At 37.0% G+C, this 17,502-nt stretch carries 16 protein-coding genes and 1 pseudogene; 11 read left to right on the top strand and 6 right to left on the bottom strand.

Annotated features, from left to right (window positions below; translation table 11 throughout):
* Window positions 1-355: 355 nt before the first annotated feature.
* Window positions 356-685 (bottom strand): ArsR/SmtB family transcription factor, encoded by a 330-nt coding sequence (locus U8D43_RS12375; RefSeq protein ID WP_335871494.1) that lies wholly within the window; start codon window positions 683-685, stop codon window positions 356-358.
* 310 nt (window positions 686-995) lie between these two features.
* Here U8D43_RS12375 and U8D43_RS21010 point away from each other — a divergent pair.
* The 4 genes and pseudogenes from U8D43_RS21010 to U8D43_RS21005 form a co-directional block, all read left to right on the top strand.
* A pseudogene (locus tag U8D43_RS21010) lies at window positions 996-1,345 on the top strand (IS4 family transposase); the annotation flags it as partial.
* A 373-nt stretch (window positions 1,346-1,718) separates the two neighbouring features.
* The gene (gene abc-f / locus U8D43_RS12370) at window positions 1,719-3,449 is read left to right on the top strand and encodes a ribosomal protection-like ABC-F family protein (RefSeq protein WP_335871493.1); all 1,731 of its coding nucleotides are present in this window, start codon (window positions 1,719-1,721) and stop codon (window positions 3,447-3,449) included.
* Between the two features lie 891 nt (window positions 3,450-4,340).
* On the top strand, window positions 4,341-5,057 hold the full coding sequence (locus tag U8D43_RS12365; RefSeq protein ID WP_335871492.1) for a DUF2268 domain-containing putative Zn-dependent protease: 717 nt from the start codon (window positions 4,341-4,343) through the stop codon (window positions 5,055-5,057).
* A complete protein-coding gene (locus U8D43_RS21005) occupies window positions 4,976-5,152 on the top strand; it encodes a DUF2268 domain-containing putative Zn-dependent protease (protein ID WP_442893606.1) in 177 nt (58 codons plus the stop codon). The genes U8D43_RS12365 and U8D43_RS21005 overlap by 82 nt, the downstream gene beginning before the upstream one ends.
* Before the next feature lie 670 nt (window positions 5,153-5,822).
* On the opposite strand, the gene U8D43_RS12360 is transcribed toward U8D43_RS21005, so the two are convergent.
* Entirely contained in the window at window positions 5,823-6,242 is a 420-nt protein-coding gene (locus tag U8D43_RS12360) for a hypothetical protein (protein ID WP_335871491.1), read from the bottom strand.
* Between the two features lies 1 nt (window position 6,243).
* Window positions 6,244-6,549, bottom strand: a complete 306-nt coding sequence (locus tag U8D43_RS12355) for a PadR family transcriptional regulator (RefSeq protein ID WP_335871490.1) — start codon at window positions 6,547-6,549, stop codon at window positions 6,244-6,246.
* Window positions 6,550-6,882: 333 nt separating this feature from the next.
* Here U8D43_RS12355 and U8D43_RS12350 point away from each other — a divergent pair, with 333 nt between their 5' ends.
* The 3 genes from U8D43_RS12350 to U8D43_RS12340 all read left to right on the top strand — a co-directional run bounded on the left by U8D43_RS12350 (window position 6,883) and on the right by U8D43_RS12340 (window position 8,913).
* Window positions 6,883-7,401: an RNA polymerase sigma factor gene (locus tag U8D43_RS12350; RefSeq protein ID WP_335871489.1), complete on the top strand. Its 519-nt coding sequence runs from the start codon at window positions 6,883-6,885 to the stop codon at window positions 7,399-7,401.
* Window positions 7,388-8,263, top strand: coding sequence for a hypothetical protein (locus tag U8D43_RS12345; protein ID WP_335871488.1), 876 nt, complete (start codon window positions 7,388-7,390; stop codon window positions 8,261-8,263). Before U8D43_RS12350 ends, U8D43_RS12345 begins: the two co-directional genes overlap by 14 nt.
* A gap of 230 nt (window positions 8,264-8,493) precedes the next feature.
* Window positions 8,494-8,913, top strand: coding sequence for a GNAT family N-acetyltransferase (locus U8D43_RS12340; RefSeq protein WP_335871487.1), 420 nt, complete (start codon window positions 8,494-8,496; stop codon window positions 8,911-8,913).
* 284 nt (window positions 8,914-9,197) lie between these two features.
* Here the strand turns inward: U8D43_RS12340 and U8D43_RS12335 are convergent, their stop codons facing one another.
* The gene (locus U8D43_RS12335) at window positions 9,198-9,899 is read right to left on the bottom strand and encodes a DUF4386 domain-containing protein (RefSeq protein ID WP_335871486.1); all 702 of its coding nucleotides are present in this window, start codon (window positions 9,897-9,899) and stop codon (window positions 9,198-9,200) included.
* Between the two features lie 91 nt (window positions 9,900-9,990).
* Window positions 9,991-12,558, bottom strand: a complete 2,568-nt coding sequence (locus U8D43_RS12330; protein WP_335871485.1) for a winged helix-turn-helix domain-containing protein — start codon at window positions 12,556-12,558, stop codon at window positions 9,991-9,993.
* A gap of 338 nt (window positions 12,559-12,896) precedes the next feature.
* Here U8D43_RS12330 and U8D43_RS12325 point away from each other — a divergent pair, with 338 nt between their 5' ends.
* On the top strand, window positions 12,897-13,616 hold the full coding sequence (locus U8D43_RS12325; RefSeq protein ID WP_335871484.1) for a Type 1 glutamine amidotransferase-like domain-containing protein: 720 nt from the start codon (window positions 12,897-12,899) through the stop codon (window positions 13,614-13,616).
* 287 nt (window positions 13,617-13,903) lie between these two features.
* Here U8D43_RS12325 and U8D43_RS12320 read toward each other — a convergent pair whose 3' ends face one another.
* Window positions 13,904-14,104 carry a hypothetical protein gene (locus tag U8D43_RS12320; RefSeq protein WP_335871483.1) on the bottom strand — a complete coding sequence of 67 codons (201 nt, stop codon included), beginning with the start codon at window positions 14,102-14,104 and terminating at the stop codon, window positions 13,904-13,906.
* A 108-nt stretch (window positions 14,105-14,212) separates the two neighbouring features.
* On the opposite strand from U8D43_RS12320, the gene U8D43_RS12315 reads away from it, so the two are divergent.
* The 3 genes from U8D43_RS12315 (at window position 14,213) to U8D43_RS12310 (ending at window position 16,891) form a co-directional block, all read left to right on the top strand.
* On the top strand, window positions 14,213-15,082 hold the full coding sequence (locus tag U8D43_RS12315; RefSeq protein WP_335871482.1) for an endonuclease/exonuclease/phosphatase family protein: 870 nt from the start codon (window positions 14,213-14,215) through the stop codon (window positions 15,080-15,082).
* A 481-nt stretch (window positions 15,083-15,563) separates the two neighbouring features.
* Entirely contained in the window at window positions 15,564-15,737 is a 174-nt protein-coding gene (locus U8D43_RS21000) for a transcriptional regulator (RefSeq protein ID WP_442893603.1), read from the top strand.
* 191 nt (window positions 15,738-15,928) lie between these two features.
* A complete protein-coding gene (locus tag U8D43_RS12310; protein ID WP_335871481.1) occupies window positions 15,929-16,891 on the top strand; it encodes a tRNA dihydrouridine synthase in 963 nt (320 codons plus the stop codon).
* Window positions 16,892-17,502: the final 611 nt, after the last annotated feature.

Here is a 17,502-nt window from a genome sequence, read left to right as displayed (position 1 = left end):
ATCTTTAACTTTACTGAAAAATCAAATGATTAAACTGTAGTAGAAGTAGCTATTCTATGTTTCTTCAAGCTTCTAAACAGAGTACAAATTAATTGTAAACGAACAAGAAACAGGTAAGTTATTATGAGGATCTTGATTAAAGGTAATAAAGATTACTATAGCGAATCAATAATCAGAAGCGGAGGTCTGACTCTCATACATCCTAAATTGAAAATCAGACCATTATGTCCTGAATAAAAGGGGAACAGAGGGCAGGTATTCTATCTTAGTGGAGAATTTGGGACACAATATTTTCCTACTCAAAGGCTACTTAAACTAACTTGCGTATCCATTTTTTGATCAATCGAAGAAATATTCAATCACACTCGCTCGTGCGGAACATGCAGCAAAGCTCTTCAGAAAGCAGATGATTGACTTCCTTTTGATTTAATCGGTAATAGCTCCAGGTGCCTCTTGTTTCTTTGAGAATTAGATTTGCATCCATTAAAATTTTTAGATGGTAGGATAGCTTTGATTGGGGCAGAAGTAACTTCTCAGTTAAATCACAAACACAAAGCTCCCCAGCTTGTGTCAAGGCATGCATAATGTGTAATCGCTTATGATCAGAAAGAGCTTTGAACTTTTTTTCGTAAAGAAGAAAAGATTGCTCTAATTTTTCTTCCATTAAAGGGTTATCGTGAGCCATGGTTATTGTCTCCCTTATCAATTTATTTTGATTATTGTTAGTGTACGGTGAAAAGGAGAAAATAGCAATCGATTAACTATACAGAGAAAATATATGGAGGCTAGGCTTATGGTAGAGCTTGATTTAGAAATGGAACGTAGTAACAGTTGAAATCTGACTTTAATGTTAACTTAATTATTAAAATGAGAAGATTTCGATCCAATGAGAGGGAACTACCTTGACTAGGAGAAAAGGAATTAGCAAGGGTATGACAGAATAAAGGGACGAACCACATGAATAAAGACTGTATCCTAGCGGAAATCATCCAGTTAAAACGACCCAATCGCTCTTTCGTCTAGAAAAGAGGTCCAAGAGGTATCCTATGATTTACTCGTTAGCCACACTACGGTCGTATTTCCCGGTATATCCTCTTGTCGTGACTGAATCGATGTGAAACGGATCAACGTTTATTTGGTGGAATCTTCTAAAGCATGTGTGATGAAGCAAACGAACTCGATGGGGCTGTCGCTTTTTTAGCAGTTAATCGATCTTCTTGAAGATTCTCTAAAATAGACAAATAAGAGAATCCAAACATTAATCAAAAGCCAACTTCAACAATGGAGATGTGGTCTGCCCAGTTACATCAAAGCATACTTGGCGATTTCAGTCAGTGAAATTTGATGACTAAACTATACTGTTAAGATAATCATAAAATTAGAGACGAATAGTTATTGACAATCCTATCCTTGTAAAATATACTAAATGTGACTGTGAAAATATGGAAAGGGTTGGTATTAAGCGAATGTGGAACTAATTTTATTTAGAAGGGATAACACTCATATGAATATGAAAATGAGAACCTGGAGAAATAGGATTAGTCTGTCCAGACTAGCTATTTACGTTTAAAATACCAATACACAAAACACAGAATTGTATTTGTTAAGCGTTTACATTTTTATTTGTTATGGATATATACTAGCCTCTCCAGGATTCTTGGAGAGGCATATTTTATTTCTTTTATCCTCTCAAAAAAAATAAAACAGAGGTGATTTTTATGACTCTTGTTATACAAGGTAAAGAACTACAAAAGAGTTTTGGAGATTTGGAAGTCTTAAGGAAAGTTAGTTTTGACATACGAAATGGTGAAAAGATTGGTCTCGTCGGTTGGAATGGTGCTGGAAAGTCGACATTTGTAAAGATCCTTATGAACATGCTGGAGCCTGATAAAGGGTTTGTAACAATGTGGCCCTCCCGATTGAAAATTGGCTATTTACCACAATCAACAGATTATAAAATGTCGATCGATTACGAACTGTTAAATCATGGGGAGAAATTACTTGAAACAAGCAAGCAGCTTGGTTTACTTAAAGATCGATTAAAGAAAGAAGAGCTCCAACATTTAAGCGGGGGAGAAAAGCTAAAATTATCTTTAGCAAAAATCTGGGCAATTTCTCCAGAGTTCTTAATATTAGATGAACCAACAAATCACTTGGATATGCATGGAGTTAGTTGGTTGATTGAAGAGGTTAGAGACTATTCGGGTGCTGCTATTATTATTTCACATGATCGATATTTTTTAGACGAAACAGTATCAAAAATATTTGAACTAGAAGCTGGAGAGTTAACGGTATATGACGGAAATTATTCGTCTTATCGAAACGAAAAGCATATAAAGTATGAACAAGATACGCGTGATTATGAAAAACAACAACGTAAAGTAGAGATGGTTGAAAAGCAGATGAGCACCTTGAAAGAATGGTCAGAAAAGGCCCATCGCCAAGCGGGAAAAGGAGGAACAAATGCTGAAAATCGTCAAGCGGGATTAAAGGAATTCGAACGAGCGAAGGCAAAGAAAAAAGATAATCAGGTAAAGTCAAAGCTGAAACGTTTAAATTTAGAATTATCGAAGCATCAGGTGAAAAAGCCAAAAGCAGAGAAATCAATCTCATTTCACTTTGAATCAGATTTAAAGCGCGGTAAGAGGATTCTTGAAGCAAAAGGGATCAAAAAAAAGATTGGTAATCGTGTGCTGTTTGATAAAAGTAACTTTTATGTAAAGCATGGAGAAAAAATCGGCTTGCTTGGACCAAATGGAGCTGGGAAGTCGACGTTTATCAACATCCTACTTAAAAAAGAAAGCCTAACTAAAGGTAATATTTGGATGAGTGAATCAACCAAATTTGCTTATCTATCGCAGGATGTAAGTGACCTTCCAAGCGAAAAAACCCCTTTACAATACTTCGATCTTACTGATCGAGAGCAGGAAACGAAAGCCAGAACCCTTATATCTAATATGGATATTCAGCAAGAAACTCTTGAAAAACCAATTTCCCACTTAAGTCTAGGGGAACGTACGAAAATTAAGCTTATCCAAATGATTTTAATGGAATATGATCTATTAATTTTAGATGAGCCGACAAACCATTTAGATTTGCCAAGCAGGGAAGAGCTAGAAAGAACGCTCAGTACGTATACCGGCACACTTATAATCGTATCACATGATAGGTATTTGATTGAAAAGCTGTGTACCAAATTGTTAGTAATTGAAAATTGTAAGATGCATCAATATGAAATAGGATTGAAGGAATATGAAGAACGAAAAAAGAACAAACATACTCTAAAAGAACGTAATGTACTCGAAGAACTAGCCCTGATTGAAACCAAAATCACAGAACTACTTGGGAAAATCAGTTATTTGTCAAATGAAACGGAAGAATATAAACAAATAGACAAAGAACTAGTGACGTATATGGATAAAAAGCGTGAATTGAAGAACTTATTATGACATTCTAAAATGTAAGGGGGTTAGATACTCTTTGTAAGGTTGGAGGTCCTAAAGAAAGTGTGGCTCTATGTATGAAAAAAGGCATTTTTAAGCATCTCTAAATTAGTAAGTTTGACCCGAATTTATCAGGTTTGTACCAATAAAGAGGTTGAATTTGCTTTTTTCATGATAGGCGGTGGCGGCGTAACGTGAGTGCTGCCATCGAGTTTTTCGTATACATTGTGACTATTTCATCATCTTTTTGATTAAATCCTCCATTTCACAGTTGAATTCTATCAAAAACAGACGAAATGATGCCCGAAACAAAGCTAAATCAAGATATAAAACTGATACGAAAAGCAACAAACTTTGCGAAAACAGCCTAATTAAATAAGAGAGAAACACGGAAATTGATTTCAATAACTCAAACTTAGCACTTTAAAAAGTGGATGCACGCTAGTCTCTCTATGTCTCGTGGGAGTTGGAAAATGGACCTTGACAAATGAGTCTAAAAACACAAATAACACCTCATTCTTTGGTATAGTTGACTTGTCGAGAATCTACTACCGAACAGATGAGGTGTCTCTTATATGATAGAACAAAATCACCTAAACAATCAACTTCCAAAAAAATTAAAATAATTAATGTATCAAAGGCTACAAGTCTTGATGAACGTTTATCTGATAACAACTCCTTTTTTTTATTCAATTAAAGGATAGATACTACACTGCATAAAGGAGTTGTCTTTTAAAATGAGGATGCTAATGATAACATTAATTTTTTTCACTTGCAATTTCACTCTTTGGCTGTTCTTCAAGTACTAATGAAGAAACTAAAACACCATCTCAACTTACAAAAAAATTTCCTCATAACAGTCAGACTTTTGAAATTATTCCCTTTTATGAAGATGTATTGAATTATACAAAAACGGTCTCAAATAATTCCAAAGAAAACTCAAAAGCAGAGTATTACGAGAGGGTGACTGCACCTTTTTTAGAAAAAGCCTCAGAAAAAGAGTTAGCTATTCATAGTGACTATTCCAAATTTTTTTACCCCAGTTCTAAAGGAGATGAATTAGAGAAGAATACTATAGAACTCCTTAAGAGGCAAAAGGCTATTAATAGGCTTATTAAAACAGCACTTATTGATGCATCTGAGATGTTTACTGGAAGTGGTAAAACTGTATTTGTTATGACAATAAACCCCGGAAAAACATTTTATATTAATAATATGGAAGGGGTAGGAGGATTGACTTTGAGTGAGGATGCTATATTACTTCAAATAGATCCTTCCTATACAGATGATATGCTGAAATATACTACGGTACATGAATATTATCATTCTGTTTTCCTTGAAAGCTATAAGGAGAAAGCCTATACTTTATTGGATGCAGCAATTTTTGAAGGTAAAGCTGATTCCTTTGCAGAAATATTGTATCCAGATAATTCTGCTCCTTGGTTAGAGCCCTTAAAAGAGGAGTTAAGAAAACCAACATTTAATGAGTTTAAAAAGCAGATTGACTCTACAAATTCTGAGGTATATTTTGAATTTTTGAAGGTAATAGAGTTAAAGGAATTTCATTATGGGCAAATTATAAAATTGGCTTTGAAGTTACCCAAAGTTACTTAAAAAATCACCCTGAAAAAACCATTGAAGAATGGACAAATATAAATTCTACTAAAATCCTTGAGGGCAGTAATAATAACTATCTTAATAGCTCATAAAATTGTGAGCGCATAGGCTGGGATAAGCTTCTATTGGAAGGGTATAAATTGAAAAAATTTTCAAATAGTTGTCACTATGTTGTTAGAAGCGGGGGGACAGTGGGGAATTTCCATATTTTTTGAAATAGAACTTATAAAAATCGAATAAAGTACAACCAATTAATAGGTTGCTGGAATCCCCTTCACCTTCTCGAAATAGAACAGAGAAAGGCTCTGTTCTATTTCGAGAAGGCTAGCAAGCGAAGCGCGGTAGAAGCACTTTAAACTGACACTAAAAAACTAGGAAAATGGGACAACTATCTTGACAAACACCGTCTTGACGTTCGATAAAGAACAGAGAGTATAAGAATGAAATATAGAAAGGCATTATTTAACAGAGGAACTGTTCAATCTTAAATATGGAAAACTGTTTAATTTTACTTGAAGCTTGCACCTGAATATTCACTATCAATTTTTCATTATCTTATCAGCTCTGTGTATACTTAAAAATAGAAACACCATTGATATCACAACAAAAAATATCCAATAACTAATACTGTAGATGGCCAATATTATTGCAATAACTGCCAGTATTATAGACGAGATTATTCCAGACACTATTTTTACATCTTGCAAAACTTTGTAAGTCATTATTTTACTTCACCTCACCTCTACGAACACTGAGATGTGTTTAACTATTCGACTTATCGAACTTTAATTTACCAGTAGAAAGGAAGACATCCTTTTTTTGGGTAACATTAATTACTCGCATAATCCCTCTTGCAACACTAACACCAATTAGCAATAATAATTTAGGTGATATTTCTAAAATTGAGGGAGTGTTATTTCCAATCCAATATCCACCGAACGTACCTATAAATATTACCGAACCAATGAACAAGAAACGGTTAAAAACAGAACCAAGCACAACGTCACGAATTTTCTTATCTCTACTTATTATCCCTTCCACTAAAATTAAAAATCTTGCATCCATAGCATTGATAAATACATCAATTCCCTCTTTAAAAGAAAGATTCCTATTTTCCAAAATATATAAGAATTCCTCTTCATAGCGTTTTCTCCACTTTTTGAATACAGATGGATTAGCCACTTCATAATAGACCTAACCTTTCAAATCCCAACTTGGTAACAGTTTCAATTTCCTTTAATTTTTTTTGTAGATACTGTCTGCCTTTAGAAGTAATTTGATAAGGCTTTTTTCTATCTTTTGAGGGAATAGCCTCAATTAATTTTAATTTCTCCATTCGACTAATAGCACCAAATAAGGTCCCAGGTCCAATTTTAATATCGTATGAATTTCTAATATATTCCATGATTACATAACCATGTTTGTTCCCCTCAGCTAAACTAATTAAGATAAATAAAGTTGGTTCAGAAAATCGGTCAGTTGAACTCACGGACTTTTTGTCATCCCTTTCCAAGTATTACGTTAAACGTTATATAGTTTAACGTAATACTAAACCATAAAAAATATATCTCAATTAGTTTTGCATTTTCCACACTTAATCGGAATTCCCAAAAGGAGTTGATTGGGTTTCTCCTTTAATGTGCATTGGTATATCTACCTTTTTTGTAAAAGAAACTTTACTAGAAAACACAATCTTTATTTTAAACACAACAGAATCATTTATTATTATTCCAATTTATTTTCGAGAATATTTGATAACATTATGAAAGTTTCAAGAAAAAAGAGCGTCTAATATGTATACGAGGATTTTGGGGGAGAAGGAATGAACGAAGACTATGAAATAAAAGAGTGGTTTAGTGAATATTATAACGACATTTATAATTTCTTAATTTATTATACAGGAGCGAAGGATGTAGAGGATCTGGTTCAGGAGACCTTTGTGAAGGCAGTCAGAAACATACATAAATATAAGGGGAACTCGAATCCTAAAACGTGGCTAATAAGTATCGCTAGAAATATCGCGATAGATGAAAGCAGAAAAAGAAGGAAAGAAGAGAAAAAAAGGTTTCACCTTAAACAATTGAATGGCGAAAGGATGACTTCAAATTCTCCTGAAGAAATCGTCCAATTAGATGAGATGAAAGCTGAATTATATTTAGCGATGAGAAGGCTAAGGCAGACGTATTATGATGTACTAATGTTAAGGGGAATCAATGAATTATCCGTCCAAGAGACCGCACAAGCCCTTAATTGGAGTAAGAATAAAGTAAATCTTACCTATCACAGAGCATTAAAAGCACTTGAGAAAAAACTAGGAGGGATACCAGATGGAAAATTCTAGAGTTCATGATGAACTGAGAGCCTTTCCCAAAAACCATAAACTTAGTGAAGAAAGCGTCGAGAAAATCTCTATAACTATAGAGAGAGAATTGAATATTAACCAAGAAAAATTCAGTTGGAAATCCTATTCAAGCAAGAAGTTGTTGTGGTCAGTGTTAATTAGTATTTCCTTAGCGACAGTCTTTTTTTCTGGCTTAATCGGCAGAGAAGCCCATATGCAAGAGCATGCCGTACGACAGTTTGATATAGAACAAATTTATGAAAGAGAAAATATGCGTCTTCAAGTAGAAAGGAGCAATAGAGAAATCTATGGAAGTTTCGGAAATTGGGAATATTCCTGGGACACAGATCCCAGAGAACCTGAAAATCTGTTTCATGAGGAAGGCTCTGTTGTACATCTAAAAGTTCTATCGATTGATGAGGCAGTGATCTTGCCGAAGTCTGAGAGGTTCTATACGGATATGCCTTTTACTCCTTTAGAAGTGGAAATTGTAGAAACAATTTCTGGAAATCCTTTATCAGGAGTAAAGACGATTTACATGGATGGGGGAGACATTAGAATATCAAAATTAGTGGAATCTTGGAATGAAAATAGAGTTTCTAATATGGGACTAAATAAATTATCTAAGGAAGAACAAGAGACTAAGTTCATGTCCTTTACATCCGAATACGATTATGATATGGATTTAGGAAAAGAATATGCAGTCATCTTAACAAGGCAGGAGACAGAGGAAGATATATACACGGTAACGGCGAATGGATATGGGATTTTTGAAATGGAGGCTACAGAACAAGGAGAGGAAATATATAGAAATACTATAACTAATAAAACTTCTACATTGAAATTTTCTAAGAATGAATAAATCAAAAAATGATAAATTGAATGTCTCCAGTCATCAGAAAAGGGGTGCTTATTCAGAACAACCATCTCGAACGCCAGACAACCGCAACCGTGCGCAATGTTCTAATATCGCGTTTTTCACCAATAAGTTGCTGTATAATGTTGAGAGATGAAATAATGAGTAATAAACCGTGTTGATTGCTTCTAACATGAATACAAAAGAATTCATATTATTGAGGGGGAATAGTGTCTATGGATGTAAAAGTACATCATGATTTTTCTATTGTAAATCTTGATGAAATGAATGAGATATATTCTTTAGTTGGGTGGACGAAACACACAAAGGAGAATATTAAACTAGTATTTGATGCAAGTAATGTCTTTGTCTTCGCTATGGAAAATGGGCGGCTTGTTGGCTTCGGTAGAGCAATAACGGATGGAGTATTTAATGCAGTGATTTATGATGTCTTGGTCCATCCAGAGTTTCAAAAGCAGGGGATTGCAAGAAGAATGATGGAAGATATCCTTTCCCAATTAAGTGAAGTTTCTTGTGTCCATTTGATATCTACAACGGGAAAGGAAGACTTTTATCATAAAATAGGATTTAAAAGAATGAAAACGGGAATGGCTAGATATATAAATCCAAATTTAGTAAGTGAGTATTTAGAATAACGATCTTGTTAGATAATCGTGAATTCGAATCGATTGTTATTAGGCAAGGATGTTCAATAATAAATAGATTAATATACCTCAGCGTATACCACGTTTTATACATTAAGCGTATATGCTGGGGTTAGTAGTATGGAAATTAGATAGGGTCATTTCTTACCAAGCAGCTTAAAATTTTCTCCATAAACAAGGTGCCTGATACACATGAAGATAAGGGTTAAACCTGCGAGTAGTTTCACATCCTTTAGTGCGTAACCCTCTGTTTGAGGAGAAAGTGGCTTTCATTCCTACGATTTGATTGATTTTAATTGTTCTTTTCTTACACCCTTGATGAGTAACCATAGACAAAGAGAAAACTCTCCAATCACAGAGGGAATCGATTCAATCATGGATACAAGGTCTAAATGTTGAGGTGCGACAAAAGTAGTGGCGAACGTACAGAGAATCGCGACAGAGGCAACCATTAAAAATACTCCAATGACTTTAGGGAGGAAGGTTGATTGATACACGACATACCCAAGAGGAAACAGCCACGAGCCGTATGAAAGGGCAGTAAGCTGATAGCCATAGCCATGTAAATTCATAAAGAAAAGGGATAAGCTATGGAGTTGATCCGTAGTAAAAGCCTGTAAATAATCAACGTCCGTTAACACTAATAATGCAGAAAACTGATTTAGCATATTAAGCGCCATCATTGGCACACCGATTAGATTGAGTGTTAACAATAAGAGTGCCATATGTTTATTGGTGGATTTAAATAAGTGGTAAAAGACGATTCCAAGTGCAAAATAACTCATTATCATGACAAAGTCACTCAACAAACTAAAACGAAATAAGCTCTCAGACGCCAGAATATTCGTTGCAGTAGCGGGGGCATTGCCTGGTTCCTTCACTGCGCCCCTAACGACTATTTCCGCGAAAATGCCACTAATAATAATCAATAAGTAGAGAACACCTGCAAAACGACCTGGATTTTTTAATGAATTCATTTTTTCTCCTCCTCATGTTTCGCTCTATTTCTATTGTAAGAGGAGAGGTGGGGGAGTCATAGACACTTTGGTGTTGTTTTTCGGGCTAAAGCTAATGTATGAGCCCTAATTTTTGGCCGATCGAGACGGCTTCGGTACGCCGTTTTACTTGAAGTTTCTCAAAAATACGTCGGTTATGGCCCTTCACTGTGTCTAAGGCGATGTATAGTCTTGAACTAATTTCCTGATTGGATAGCCCTTGGCTGATGAGGTGTAATACTTCTAACTCTCGTTGACTTAGTGGCTCAACGAGAGGGGGGTGTTCAACTGTCTCCGCATGAAAAGAAGTAAGCAACGAAGAGACATAATCAGGCAGAATGTTTTTAAAAGAGAACTCAGTTAATAATCTCGCCATTGGATTTCCTTCGTCAATAATAAGGCGAATAAACCCCTCAGGTTTAGCTAACTCTAGTGCCTCTGCTAGAGCTTTTATGGCCTGAGTTTTTTTCTCCATGCCATATAAAATAACAGCTAGTAGTATCTTCCCTTTTAGAGTGTCATCCTTTCGATCGTGATCCTGTGCAAGGAAGGTATGGACTAGGGATAATGCATTTTCATGTTTACCTTTTGCTAAGTAAACACGCGCTTGAAGGAGTGGGAAGGATCGGGCCAATTCAGATGCTTTTTGAATCTTCCTTTGTGAGAGCCGTAACCACACTTCGGTTTCCGTGAGCTCTTTCAAGGGAGAATCTATCGATTGCTTAACATCATCGATAATGACTTCTGCCTCAGAGGTATCTCCTTTAGCGAGATGTAATTGAGCGGCAAACACTCGACAACTGTTCACATGAGTGTTAGGTTGGATTTGTTGAGCAAGCTCGATGCTTTTCTTCACATGCTCGGTCGACTGATCAAGTTCATTCCACTGGTAATAAATTCGCGCCAAGCCAAGGTGTGCAGCATGAACCAATGAGGACAAAGGGTCATTGATGGCTTTGATAACGCTTTGGTACGTTTGGACGGCAAGGCTCAGTTGGTTGTCTTTTTCTTGTAGCTGACCTAATCCGGTGGTGGCCAAGATGAAAATGACTTTATTCTGTGATGATTGGCTCATAGAGATGGCTTCAGTATAGGCTTGTTTCGCGGAGGAGCGGTCTTCTTGAAGTTGATAAGCGATTCCGAGTTTCCAAGTGGTCGCTGTTTTAACCGCAATGCTTTTTGGACTTAGGTGGTCGAGTGCCTGTTGAGATTGATAAATTATCTCGTCTACTTGGTTATTCATGGTACCTACTAGTGCGCGAATCGCTGCAATATGTCCGACAAGGTTTCGATTTTTATTATTTTTTTCAGCTGTTTCAAGTGCAGATTCGGCTGCTTGTAGCTTAGGTTCTACCTCGCTTAAGCGACCAGACATCGACAGCACCGAAGCATACATAACCGATAAGGTAGGGTTTTTCACAAGGACTGACTTCGGTAACGACTTTAAACAGTTGAGAACCGGATTAATGGCACCCTGAAAATGAAGGGGCATGCCATCTCCCTCTACTAAGCGCTCCGTTCGCTTGTAATCCCCAGCGGCTGCCGCATGCTGTAAGGCTTCAATGGCAAAATGATGAATTTCATACCAATGACTAGCCCGACTATGTAACTCTGCTACGTCTTCTGTTTGAGTGAGTCGCTTTTGAAGTAATTCCGCGAATAGGTGGTGATAGCGATACCAGCGTCGCTCATGGTCCAATGGAATGATGAAAAGATTAGATTGTTCCAGAGCCTGTAAAGTGGTTTGCCCGACATATGGTGAATCCACCATCACTGCATCACAAAGAGACCCACACAAGCGGTTCAAAATAGATGTTTTAACTAAAAATTGTTGAATAGATTCTGGTTGTTGGTTAAGGACTTCTTCCAGTAAGTAGTCCATCACATAGTGGTGACTGCCGGAGAAGGATTGGATAAACGAGGAGGGATTCGGTTGTCTCTGCAATGAAACTCCTGCTAACTGAAGTCCGGCAATCCACCCTTCCGTTCGGTTAACTAAAGCAGAAATATCTTCTTTTGCTAACGTAAGATTCATGAATTTTTGAAAAAACAGGGTTGCTTCCTCTAGGTGAAATCGCAGGTCATCCCCTCGTATCTCGGTAAGCTGATCGCAAGCACGTAGCCTAGCGAGCGGCAATGATGGATCCTCGCGGGTTGTCATTACTAGAAGCATCTGAGATGGTAAGTGTTCGACTAAGAAGGTAAGAACGTCGCTCATCGGTTGAGTATTAATCGTGTGGCAATCGTCCAAAACGAGGGTAAATGGGTAAGGAAGGGAATTCATGTCATTGAGTAGACTTGTAAGCAACATGTCCATTTTTGGTATCTGAGGAGATTGGAGCAAACTGACCGCCCTCACTCCCACATTTTTTTCGAGCGTCTGCATCGCCGCAATGAAATACGTCAAGAAAACCCTTGGGTCGCTTTCTTCCTTTTCAAGAGACAACCAGGCTACTGGTCGGTTGCAAGCTTGAATCCATTGGCTCACAATCGTCGTTTTCCCAAACCCAGCTGGAGCTGACACAAGTGTTAACTTGCGGTTCATGCCTTCATTTAACTCTTGAAGAAGTCGTCGGCGAACGACCGCTTTTTCTCTTGGCGCCGGGATGAATAGTTTAGTAGATAGGATGGTGTTTTCCATCAAGATTCCCCCCTTTGGAAAGCATAAAGAACACTAAGCTTCCTTCTTCTAAGTATATGTATTCTACAAAATGGCAGACTCTCCTTCTCACGAAATATCACCTACCAACTTGGGGGAATGAGTAGAGGAGTGGCCGACTGTTTTTGATTGCTATATTTGTGTTATTATCAGAATATACTAAATTATTATTCTTAATATGTGAAATAATAGTAAAAAAACACTGTGTTAATTTTTTCTTTCATATGTATGTATTTTTAGTTTGATGAGGTGCCAGAACCTAAAAGTAGCTTCTAATTTATATTACCTAATAAACTAGGAGACAAGGAGTGATAATCACAATGAGGCAGATTATTGCAATGGGTGGAGGCGGCTTTTCGATGGAGCCAGACAATCCACTATTAGACCAGTACATATTAAGTCAAGTCAATAAACCCAAGCCAAAGATTTGTTTTATTCCGACCGCCAGTGGAGATGCCGATAGTTACACCGCAAGATTCTATGAATTCTTTCAACAACAAAATTGTGAACCTACCCATCTCTCATTATTTAAACCACCGACAAGAGATATAGAAGCATTTGTGCTCGGGCAAGATATCATTTATGTTGGTGGTGGAAACACCAAAAATTTATTGGTGCTTTGGAAGGAATGGGGGTTGGATAAGATTTTGAAAAAGGCCTGGGACATAGGAATCATTCTAGCTGGAATCAGCGCAGGTTCTATTTGTTGGTTTGAACAGGGCGTAACAGACTCATATGGAGATGATCTCGAACCACTTCAATGTTTAGGTTTTCTAATGGGGAGTAATTGTCCTCATTTTGACGGGGAATCTCAAAGAAGACCTGTCTACCATAGCTTAATTAAATCTAATAAAATATCGGGTGGATTCGCAGCAGATGACGGTGTAGCGCTCCATTTTTTTGATCAAGAGTTAACAAAATCCGTGAGCTCTAGACCGAGTGCCAAAGCCTATCAGCTGACAAGAATTGAAGGGTCAGTAGCGGAGGAAGTGTTACAAACGGAGTATTTAGGAGATTTAGAGAGCGGTACAAATAATTAGGAAAAACAGTGAAATGTTAGAGAGATAGTATCGTCGAGCTTAGTGATCGGATTTTCTATTCTTTAATAAATAGTTTAAAAACAAGGGACCACTCTCCCTTGTTTTTTTATTCGATTTTTAATAAGGATTTTTTTCATTCTTTGTTGTTCAAGTAAAATAAGACGGATGGAAACAATCCAAATTTGTCTTTTTTCGGGCATCATTTCGTCAATTTTTGATAGAAATCAACAGTGTGGCGATTTAATCAAAAATCTGATGAAATAGCCAAACTGTATACGAAAAGAGCCTTACGTAAACAGCTTTAATAAAAAATGGTACTTTTTGCAGAGAGTGCAACGGTTAAGAATGAGTAGAGCAGCCTCTTCTTTTGAATGAAAAGACTGCAAAAGCAGATAATGTCTCCAATGGCGAAAAAGTAAAAGAGCTATATCTCCACTAGAAAAGCTTTTTAGAAGGACCATATACCTCGTAATCACAACGATAGCCATGAGGAAAGTCTCCTTTTCACAAATTACCAAAATAGTTAGAATACAAGATGACTATTTCCATAGATATCAAAAGGGGATGTGAACCACCTTGGAAAGGGAGGAATGGCGATGAAAAAAGGAATTACATTAATATTAACCATGCTATTTTTGCTGCCGTTATTAGGACTATCAGAAGTTAGAGCACTAGAAAAGGAATTGAATGTGATTGATTTAAAGATGAGTGAGGGAAAAAGTCAAAATGAGGATAGTATAACGACGATTAAAATGATGAGTTTTAATGTCCTAGCAGACCGCTCAACTTGGAGAGATCGACGGGGCGGGATTGCTGATAAAATACTAGAGATTAACCCTGATATTGTAGGACTGCAAGAAGCGATGTCAACGCAGAGAAGAGATTTAACGAACTTACTACAAAGCACCTATGACTTAGTCGAATTCGATATTCCAGTTACGTATGGAAATCCAATTTTACTTCGAAAAGATCAGTTTACGATCCTGGATTCAGGTTTTGTTGAAGCTACCGAATGCGGAAATACTCGCTATATCAATTGGCTATTGTTGAGAGAGAATGATTCAAATAAAGAATTTTATTTCTATAATAATCACTTCTGTGTGAGTCCTTCACAAAGCCAAGAAGAGCAGGCGATTGAATTGGTTCAACTAATGAATCAGCATCAAATCACTTCAGAAGGTGAAAGGTCAGCTATTGCAGTTGGTGATTTTAACTCAAGTCGATACAGAACAATTATGCGATTTTTATTAGATCAAACTCCGATTGGCGATGAATCAAATCCTGTTGAATTAGTTGACTCGTGGGAAGTAATCAATCCTACGATTTCCAAACCACCAACTCATCAACGTGGCGGATCCATCGATTGGATACTCACCTTAACAGATGAAGTAATCAGCGAGGCAACGGTGGATGATTCAGACGGATTTTCTGACCATTTCCCAGTGACAGCTACGTTTGATTTTTAATTGAGGCAGGGGTCGGCCGGGGGGGCGGTTCCTCTGGCTTTTTTTATGATGAGAAGATAGACAATAGGTAACTTATCCCTCCCAACTCAATGAAAAAGCTCCCGCACAAGCTTATTTTGTGGTGGCTCTATCAATAGGGGTCCTAATGGGCTAGTAGTTCAGTGAAAACATACGCTATTAGAATAATCGACCAAATTACCATTAAAAAGAAATGGAGCTTCCGTCTTCAAAACAAAACCATTCGCTTTGCCAAGACGAGAGCGGAAATAAACAGAGTGGGCGCATCCCGTTTGTTCACCCTCGATAAACTCACCTTTAACAGTATTTTCACTAAATAAAAAGCAATAATATACCGGAAGAACTGTCTCTATGGCTCACTTGATAAAATTATATATTCTTCAGCAAGACTAAGTATTATAATCTATTTGTACGTTGTAGATAAAGGTGATGCTGTCTATCTGATGAACCAAACAGATTTGACTTGGATAAATTTATCAACTCATTTAAAAAACTTGAAGAAGCTGGTTATGTAAATGTGCGTAAAGAGTTTGTAAATAAAAAACCGAGAACTATTTTAAGTTTGACAACAGAAGGTAGGCAAGCTTTCCTACAATATAAACAGAACATCAATGATGTACTTCATGAGGTAAAATGAAGAAAGTGAACCTAGACTAGCTGAGAGGATTTTTCGACTCTCGACGGATACATAAAAACCGTCCCAATCTCTACCATTTGATAATAAGTTATTAAGCATGATATAAATGTAAAAGTATTAGAACATTTGGCTTTATATTATTTGACCGATAGTTTGAAGTTGTATCCATAGTGAGAGGATTTGAGTTTGAAATGATAGATAATTTTTGGCGTGATTTACCACGTCCATTTTTTGTACTAGCACCAATGGAAGATGTGACAGATGTTGTTTTTCGTCACGTAGTAAGTGAAGCCGGCCGACCGGATGTATTTTTCACGGAGTTTACAAACTCAGATAGCTACTGTCATCCAGAGGGCATGAAAAGTGTACGTGGCCGCTTGACTTTTACAGAAGATGAACAGCCTATGGTGGCACATATTTGGGGGGATAATCCCGAATATTTTCGCCAAATGAGTATCGGCATGGCAGAGCTAGGCTTTAAAGGTATCGATATTAATATGGGCTGCCCTGTACCGAATGTGGTATCGAGAGGGAAAGGTAGTGGCCTTATTCTACGCCCAGACGTTGCTGCAGAACTTATTCAAGCAGCAAAAGCCGGCGGACTGCCTGTCAGCGTGAAAACACGACTTGGCTATCAGGATGTAAATGAGTGGGAAGGGTGGCTAACGCATATATTAAAACAGGATGTTGCGAACCTTACTATTCATTTACGTACAAGAAAGGAAATGAGCCAAGGAGATGCGCATTGGGAGCTCATTCCGGAAATCAAAAAATTACGTGACCGTATCGCACCCTATACGCTACTAACAATCAATGGAGACATTCCTGACCGTCAAACAGGGCTGCAACTTGCAGAACAATATGGTATTGATGGTGTTATGATCGGGAGAGGAATTTTTAAAAATCCTTTTGCTTTTGAAAAAGAGCCAAAAGAGCATAGCAGTAAAGAATACCTTGATCTTTTAAGACTGCAGCTTGATCTTCAAGATCAATATGCGGAAGAACTACCCCGTTCAATCACAGGGCTTCATCGCTTTTTCAAAATTTATGTCAAAGGATTCCGTGGAGCTGGAGAATTAAGAAATCAATTGATGAATACAAAATCAACAGATGAAGTGCGTACATTGCTTGATAACTTTGGAAAAGAAGATTGATTGGACTGGGACAATGAAATGATGTAACTATTAAAAAGTGAGAGGGAAAATGAATCGCATCAGCTCATATGTACTTATTTTATTCGGTTTCAAGTTTCTTTGCAGCTGACAACTTTTGTTTTGAAAAGGCTGTTTTCGCAAAGATTGTTGCTTTTCGTAATAGCTCCACTGCGGGTCATCTTTTCGTATCAATTAGTAGACTCGATTAGAAAAATGAACGAATTTCATTCAAAATTTTTTCTTTAAGCAACAATCAATATGGAAAGAGCCTTTGATAAAGAATGTTTTCTGGGAAATAGTGTCTATGAATGTAATATGACGTCAGCAACCTAGGAATTGCCACATACATTTTGGACACCTACAGGCACTGGCAAAGATCATTCTTATATATGTAGTTCTATTGATGAATTCTCAATAGACTGTCAAACAGGAGTTCAGAAATGGACTTCTTTTTTTGTGTTTCTAAGAGGATCTTTTTATACGAAAATGGGTTTTGATGCTGATTTTGACACAAAAAAGCACCCTCCCTAAAATGGAATGACCATTTTTAAAGATTGGCTATGGCACCATTACTTGATTTAAGCTGGTTTTGATTTTTGGATATCTACCTC

The organism is Bacillus sp. 2205SS5-2, from assembly GCF_037024155.1.
In the GTDB taxonomy this organism is placed as follows: Bacteria; Bacillota; Bacilli; order Bacillales; family Bacillaceae_K; genus Bacillus_CI.
The sequence above is the reverse complement of the archived record's forward strand: the minus strand, read 5'-3'. Positions and strand labels throughout refer to the sequence as shown.